General features: G+C 44.0%; 9 protein-coding genes. 1 reads left to right on the top strand and 8 read right to left on the bottom strand.

Features of this window, described 5'->3' with window-relative positions; all coding sequences use genetic code 11:
* Both G519_RS0118170 and G519_RS0118165 read right to left on the bottom strand, forming a co-directional pair.
* Nucleotides 1-229, bottom strand: a 229-nt coding sequence (locus tag G519_RS0118170; protein WP_029195922.1) for a transposase, incomplete at its 3' end; no start/stop codon positions are given.
* Nucleotides 230-334: 105 nt separating this feature from the next.
* Nucleotides 335-1,666 (bottom strand): PhoH family protein, encoded by a 1,332-nt coding sequence (locus tag G519_RS0118165; protein ID WP_029195921.1) that lies wholly within the window; start codon nucleotides 1,664-1,666, stop codon nucleotides 335-337.
* Between the two features lie 113 nt (nucleotides 1,667-1,779).
* Here G519_RS0118165 and G519_RS43535 point away from each other — a divergent pair, with 113 nt between their 5' ends.
* Nucleotides 1,780-2,325, top strand: a complete 546-nt coding sequence (locus tag G519_RS43535) for a YhcN/YlaJ family sporulation lipoprotein (protein WP_064743484.1) — start codon at nucleotides 1,780-1,782, stop codon at nucleotides 2,323-2,325.
* Between the two features lie 40 nt (nucleotides 2,326-2,365).
* Here G519_RS43535 and G519_RS50270 read toward each other — a convergent pair whose 3' ends face one another.
* The 6 genes from G519_RS50270 to G519_RS0118130 form a co-directional block, all read right to left on the bottom strand.
* Entirely contained in the window at nucleotides 2,366-2,509 is a 144-nt protein-coding gene (locus G519_RS50270) for a hypothetical protein (RefSeq protein ID WP_154669585.1), read from the bottom strand.
* A 180-nt stretch (nucleotides 2,510-2,689) separates the two neighbouring features.
* Nucleotides 2,690-2,971 (bottom strand): hypothetical protein, encoded by a 282-nt coding sequence (locus tag G519_RS0118150; RefSeq protein ID WP_029195920.1) that lies wholly within the window; start codon nucleotides 2,969-2,971, stop codon nucleotides 2,690-2,692.
* Nucleotides 2,972-3,403 (bottom strand): hypothetical protein, encoded by a 432-nt coding sequence (locus tag G519_RS0118145; protein WP_029195919.1) that lies wholly within the window; start codon nucleotides 3,401-3,403, stop codon nucleotides 2,972-2,974. It abuts the gene before it with no gap.
* Between the two features lie 84 nt (nucleotides 3,404-3,487).
* Entirely contained in the window at nucleotides 3,488-3,763 is a 276-nt protein-coding gene (locus G519_RS0118140) for a YlaH-like family protein (protein WP_029195918.1), read from the bottom strand.
* A 131-nt stretch (nucleotides 3,764-3,894) separates the two neighbouring features.
* Nucleotides 3,895-5,736 (bottom strand): translational GTPase TypA, encoded by a 1,842-nt coding sequence (typA, locus tag G519_RS0118135; RefSeq protein WP_029195917.1) that lies wholly within the window; start codon nucleotides 5,734-5,736, stop codon nucleotides 3,895-3,897.
* A gap of 164 nt (nucleotides 5,737-5,900) precedes the next feature.
* Nucleotides 5,901-6,383 carry a hypothetical protein gene (locus tag G519_RS0118130; RefSeq protein WP_029195916.1) on the bottom strand — a complete coding sequence of 161 codons (483 nt, stop codon included), beginning with the start codon at nucleotides 6,381-6,383 and terminating at the stop codon, nucleotides 5,901-5,903.
* Between the last annotated feature and the right edge of the window lie 48 nt (nucleotides 6,384-6,431).

Below are 6,431 nucleotides of genomic sequence, written 5' to 3'. Positions count from 1 at the left end.
AAATCGTGCGAGGACGTCCTGTAAGAGGTGTAGTTGTCTTCTCTGATCGTACCTTAAAGGCCTCTCCGTTAAGCCATTTCTTCACCCATACCTTCAATTGAGTACAGTTTCTAATGTCTAACTTTTCAGCTACCCTTCTATAGCTGGATGATCCCTTCATGTATTCCTGAACGGCAGCTAACTTAAATTCCTCCGTATACTGATTAAATGTTTGTCCTTTTTTAGCCATAGAAATATCCCCTCCAAGTTGTACTCATTTCCTTATGGTACCATAAGGTTTTTTTTGAGTGTCTACTTAAAGGGGATATTACCAAGTGTGGGCTTTTTGAATTTTTCAGAGCAGATCAGCTGCCAGTTGTGCCAGATGTGAGCGTTCACCACGTTCCAACGTGATATGCCCACTAATACCTTCCTGCTTGAATCGTTCAACCACGTAAGTTAAACCATTACTCGAGGCATCGAGATAAGGATGATCGATTTGGTCTGGATCACCTAGAAGAACAATTTTACTACCCTCTCCTACACGGGAAACAATTGTTTTCACCTCATGCTTGGATAAGTTCTGCGCCTCATCTATGATGATGAATTGGCCAGGAATCGAGCGTCCGCGAATGTACGTCAGTGCTTCGACTTGAATACTACCAAGACCTGCTAGTATTTTTTCAATGTCTCCCGGTTTTTTGGTATCAAATAAATATTCCAAATTATCATAGATCGGTTGCATCCAAGGACGCAGCTTCTCATCTTTTTCACCAGGCAGATAACCAATATCCTTGCCCATTGGAACAACAGGTCGAGCAATTAGCAGTTTTTTATATTTACGGTCATCCTCAATCTTCATAAGGCCTGCAGCTAACGTGAGCAGCGTTTTACCTGTACCCGCTTTCCCAGTCAGGGTGACGAGCGGGATTTCGTCATTGAGCAGGAGCTCAAGAGCCATTCGTTGCTGCGCGTTGCGCGCGGCAATCCCCCAGATGGGATCGTTACTCATGAAGAGCGGCTCCAGCTTTTTGGCATCGGGCGTCACTTTCAGTAAAGCTGATTTGGAAGAACCCAGCTCATCCCGCAAAATGACAAATTCGTGAGGATGCAGCATATAGCCCAAATTCAGCGAGGTCACAGTCAAGAATCGATAAGAATAAAACTCATCAATGATAGATGGATGTACGTATAACGTTATATATCCGGTGTACATATCCGTTTGCGCAACAATGCGATCTGTTAAATAATCCTGTGCAGGTATACCAAGGACATCTGCTTTAATTCGAACTAATGTATCTTTACTCACGATAACGACAGGTCTCGGATACTCATTATCCTGCTCCTCCAAATGATAGTTGAGCGCGACCGCGAGAATTCGGTTATCATTCGTTAATTCTGCAAACGTATCCTGCAGCTTCGCGAAGCTGCGATGATTGAGTTCCACTTTAATGCTGCCGCCATGCTCGAGTGTGATGCCATCGGACAAGTTGCCTTTGATTCTTAGTCCATCCAGCAATCTCGAAACATGTCTCGCATTACGGCCTATTTCATCCGCATTTCGTTTCTTAGAATCGATTTCCTCCAACACCACGGCGGGTATGACTACTTCATTATCTTCGAACGCGAATAAAGCATTAGGGTCCTGAAGCAGAACATTGGTATCCAACACGTAAATTTTTTTCATTGGTGTGTCCCCTCCCAAATTTGGCGTTAGATCATTGGTTATATTAAATACATACAACCTAGCTGTGCTGGACAAACTAAACGCGAGATTCAGGAAAGAAAGGAACGATTCAAGTGAGACTATTGTGCGTTTTTATAGTAATACTGACCCTCGCGGTTGGCTGTAGTCAAGCGCCGAAAAGTGGTGCCCCCTCTCAAAATCCGAATCAAAATCAAGTAAAAGTTCAACAAATCGCCCCACAAAAGCTCGAGATAAAAGATTCGAAGGCTGTTGCAGAACGTTTGGAAAACCTAGCCACCAGCGTCCCTCAGGTTGAAAGCGCGCACTGCGTCGTCTTCGGTAATACAGCTGTTGTCGGCATCAACATTAAGAAAGATTTGGATAGAGCTCAAGTCGGCACCGCCAAGTATTCGGTAGCTGAAGCGCTCAAGAAAGATCCATACGGAGTCAATGCCATTGTTACTGCAGATTTGGACTTGGATCAACGCTTGCGCAACATTCGGGATAACGTTCAAGCAGGAAGACCAGTTACTGGATTCGCAGAGCAAATGGCAGACATCATAGGCCGTGTAATGCCTCAGCTGCCGCGTGATATTCGCAATACGCCAAACAATGCGGGACCTAATGGTACGAATCCGGCGGAAATGCCGAACCCGTAAACCACGGAAGATAACAAAAAGCCTGACTGCATACGCAGATCTAGGCTTTTTTTATCGCATCAAAAACTCGGCCGGCTGGATTCACAGTTACTCGGCTTACACAAGTTTTCTCATATTCAGGCTCGGTCATCATTTGGGCGCGATCTATCCATTGCTTCGGTAAAGCTGTGTTGTGTTCAGCCATATCGTTTGCGCCTCCTACTAGGTGGTTGAAAACGCTCCTTACACTTACAGTATAGCATAGCCGGTGGCAAGCGTTCCACCCTTATGTATCTATTTTCGCCTCATGCGAACACTCCTTTTTCAGACAGGTATACCTTAGTGTACGTCGGTAAAAAAAAGTTATGTCGTCAAACATGAACGTCTATTGATTATTGTAAATCGGATTCGAGTTAATATCATCAAGCAGCTTTTCTGCCGATTCACGATCAAAACTTTGTTTACACTTGTTGCCTTCTTGTTCGTAAGCGATGTGTATTTTCATCCGATCCGATTCGTCCACAATTTCCAAATGACTAACCCCATGATCTTCGCGCAATATAAGCGCAAAAAAATCAAGCGTCTCTTTGGCCGCTTCATCATCCGGTCTTGCTTGACTTACAATATGCATTTGCAGCCAATTAAAAAAGGCGTCTTGCAGTTTCATTTAACGCCCGTCCTCTCTAAGTAAAATAACATCGCAGCCTAGTTCCAGCCAACGAAGCCATTGATTTTTCCAAATAATTTGCTGTGCATCTAATGCGCTGTCAGTAAGCGATGACACGAGGTCCCAAGCTTCCTTGCGCTTCAGCAGACGATCTAGAAAGGCTTCTGCACAATGCGATAGATGAAAGGGGTCGCCATCAAACACAACAGCCTCAGAATGCGATAAATCAAGTTCTACGAACTCAGAACCACATATCTCTTCGTCGTCGCTTAACAGCAGGCTAGCTTTAAACATAGATAGCAATCTGGGGTGTCTCCTACTTGCCAATTCACGGAAAGCTTCCAACTTGGTGAGTGGAGAGCATTCTATGCGATCAGCTCCCAACACTAGAGGAGAATAGCCTACAATCGGAGTTAACCAGTATCGAGTCATTCGCCCCTCCTAAGAGTTTTCGTGAGAAAACTTGCTTCGTAAGCTTAACTTGAGTTTTGCTTTAGCCAAACTAACATCGTAGCATTATGTTGGTCTATTGCCGCTTCTTTTCTCAATGAAATACCGAATACGAACAAGAAACATTAACGCTATGGCAACAGACAGGCAGAGCACGATAGGCAGTCCTACAATTTGAAAAACAAGCAGCATAACCGATCCTATGGCCAGCAGAACATAGATGACAGCTGTCTTGAGAACCGGCAATTTCCGCGTCCGGAAAACTTTGTTATACACATAGGACATAAATATAAAGATTAACAGATAAGTGATGTACAGGTGATTTCCAAACCACTCGTTCAAGGCAGTCAAAACATACACTCCATTTCATTCAAAAAGTAAAGTCAATTACCATTATCCCTCAAAATGTTAAATAAATAAAGGGAAATGCGGCAGGGTAGCCCACATTTCCCATATTTAGAACACTTTGTGAATTAAACGTTAGCTTCAGCTGTTTTGCGGTGTTTCTCCGCACGCTCGCGCTCGCTTTTGTTCAAAATCTTTTTGCGAATACGAACGGATTTCGGCGTGATTTCGCAATATTCATCATCGTTCAAATACTCAAGTGCTTGCTCCAAAGAGTACATGCGAGGAGTTTTCATTTTGACAGTTTCTTCTTTGTTCGCGGAGCGGATGTTGTTTACCGCTTTTTCCTTACAGATGTTAACGATGATATCATTGTCGCGCGTATGCTCACCAACGACCATTCCTTCGTAAACTTCCGTTTGTGGATGAACGAACAAGATACCGCGATCTTCAACGGAAAGAATTCCGTACAAAGTAGATACGCCTGATTCGCTGGAAACAAGCACGCCTTCATGACGTCCGCCAACACCAGCTCCTTGGTATGGACCATAGCTATCGAAAGCATGGTTCATAATACCGTAACCGCGAGTTAACGTTAAGAAGTTCGTTCTGTAACCGATAAGACCACGTGCAGGGATTAAGAACTCAAGACGAACGTTGCCGCTGCCGTTGTTGATCATGTTGACCATCTCTGCTTTACGGGAACCTAAGCTCTCCATAACGGAACCCATGCTGTCCTCTGGAACGTCGATGATTAAACGCTCAATCGGCTCCATTTTTTGACCGTCGATTTGACGAATGATAACTTCTGGTTTGGAAACTTGCAATTCAAAGCCTTCACGGCGCATGTTTTCAATCAAAATACCTAAGTGAAGCTCACCGCGGCCAGATACTACGAAAGCATCCGGGCTATCCGTATCTTCAACGCGCAAGCTTACGTCTGTTTCAAGCTCTTTGTAAAGACGCTCGCGAATTTTACGGGAAGTTACCCATTTCCCTTCACGTCCTGCGAATGGTGAGTTATTTACGATAAATGTCATTTGCAGTGTTGGCTCATCAATTTTCAAGACTGGCAATGCTTCCGGATTCGCAGGATCTGCTACCGTTTCACCAATGTTGATATCTTTGATCCCTGCAATGGCAATAATGTCCCCTGCAGCTGCTTCTTCGATCTCAATACGTTTCAAGCCTGTGAAACCAAAAAGCTTCTCGATTCTTGCTTGCTTCTGTCCGCCTTCACGCGTCATAACCGCAACGGTTTGACCTTGACGAATTTTACCGCGGTTCACACGGCCTACGCCGATACGACCCAAGTACTCATTGTAATCCATCAAAGTAACAAGAAATTGAAGCGGTTGGTCAACATCTTCCGTTGGAGCTGGAATGTGGTTGACAACTGTTTCATAAATAGCTTCCATATTGTCATCTTGCTTCTCAGGATCAAGACTTGAAGTACCTTGCAATGCGGAAGCATATACAACGTGGAAATCAAGCTGCTCATCCGTAGCACCAAGCTCAATGAAAAGGTCAAGAACTTCGTCAACAACTTCTTGAGGACGCGCATTCGGACGGTCAATTTTGTTAACAACAACAACCGGAGAAAGGTTGCTTTCCAGTGCCTTACGTAGAACGAACTTCGTTTGTGGCATTGTGCCTTCGAAAGCATCAACAACCAACAAAACGCCGTCTACCATTTTCATGATACGCTCTACTTCACCACCGAAATCGGCATGTCCAGGTGTATCCACAATGTTGATCAAGTAGTCTTTATAATTAATTGCTGTATTTTTTGCAAGAATGGTAATACCGCGTTCTCTCTCGAGATCGTTGGAGTCCATCGCTCTCTCTTGAACAGCCTCGTTCTCGCGGAATGTACCGGATTGTTGAAGTAATTTATCTACGAGTGTCGTTTTACCGTGGTCAACGTGTGCGATAATTGCAATATTGCGAATCTTGTCTCTTGCGTGCATGAATGTCAAACCCTCTCTACCCTATAATTTTCGTCTCTGTTCATAAAACAAGCGTCGGACGAAAGCGCCGACGCTTGACATTTACACTTATTATACGCAGTTTCTCGACATTATGCAAGGTAAATGCCGCTCTACATAAAACTTTTACAAGGAAATGCTCGAAATTACCACACACTACGCTTGCGGAACATCATGACAAGTCCAGCCACCACAAGGATCAAAGCGATTACATAGATCCCTAGATGAATTAATAGAGTTAACCCGAAAAACACAGCTGAAATAATTCCCAGCACCATTGCACCTATCCAAACACCTCGATCACTTCCACGATCAAACAGGTGCATCTCATACAACCCAATGGCTACACCAAGTATAAATCCCGGCCATAGATAGCTCATGGAACCCCATCCAAATATGTTGCAGTAAAAGAACATTAATGCATAAGTCGATAATATACCTCCAGGCACAAGAACGCCTGCTGGCATTGATCGGTTAAAAAAGAATACGTGGAACAGCAGCCCAGGAATGAGTAAAACTAGCGGCCAGAAGAACGAAAGAAGAACATGGAAAAAACCTAATTTACCAAGAAGCAATAGGGCGGCCAGGCCAATTAATAGGATACCAATGGAGTAGCTATTTCTAGCCAATCAAATCCCCTCCTAATTCACTTGTCAATAAGGGATCAACTTCGACAC

The sequence above is a fragment of the Paenibacillus alginolyticus DSM 5050 = NBRC 15375 genome (assembly GCF_000422905.1).
Classification (GTDB): Bacteria; Bacillota; Bacilli; order Paenibacillales; family NBRC-103111; genus Paenibacillus_E; species Paenibacillus_E alginolyticus.
Note: the sequence above shows the minus strand (reverse complement) of the source record. Positions and strands in the feature narration are given on the sequence as shown.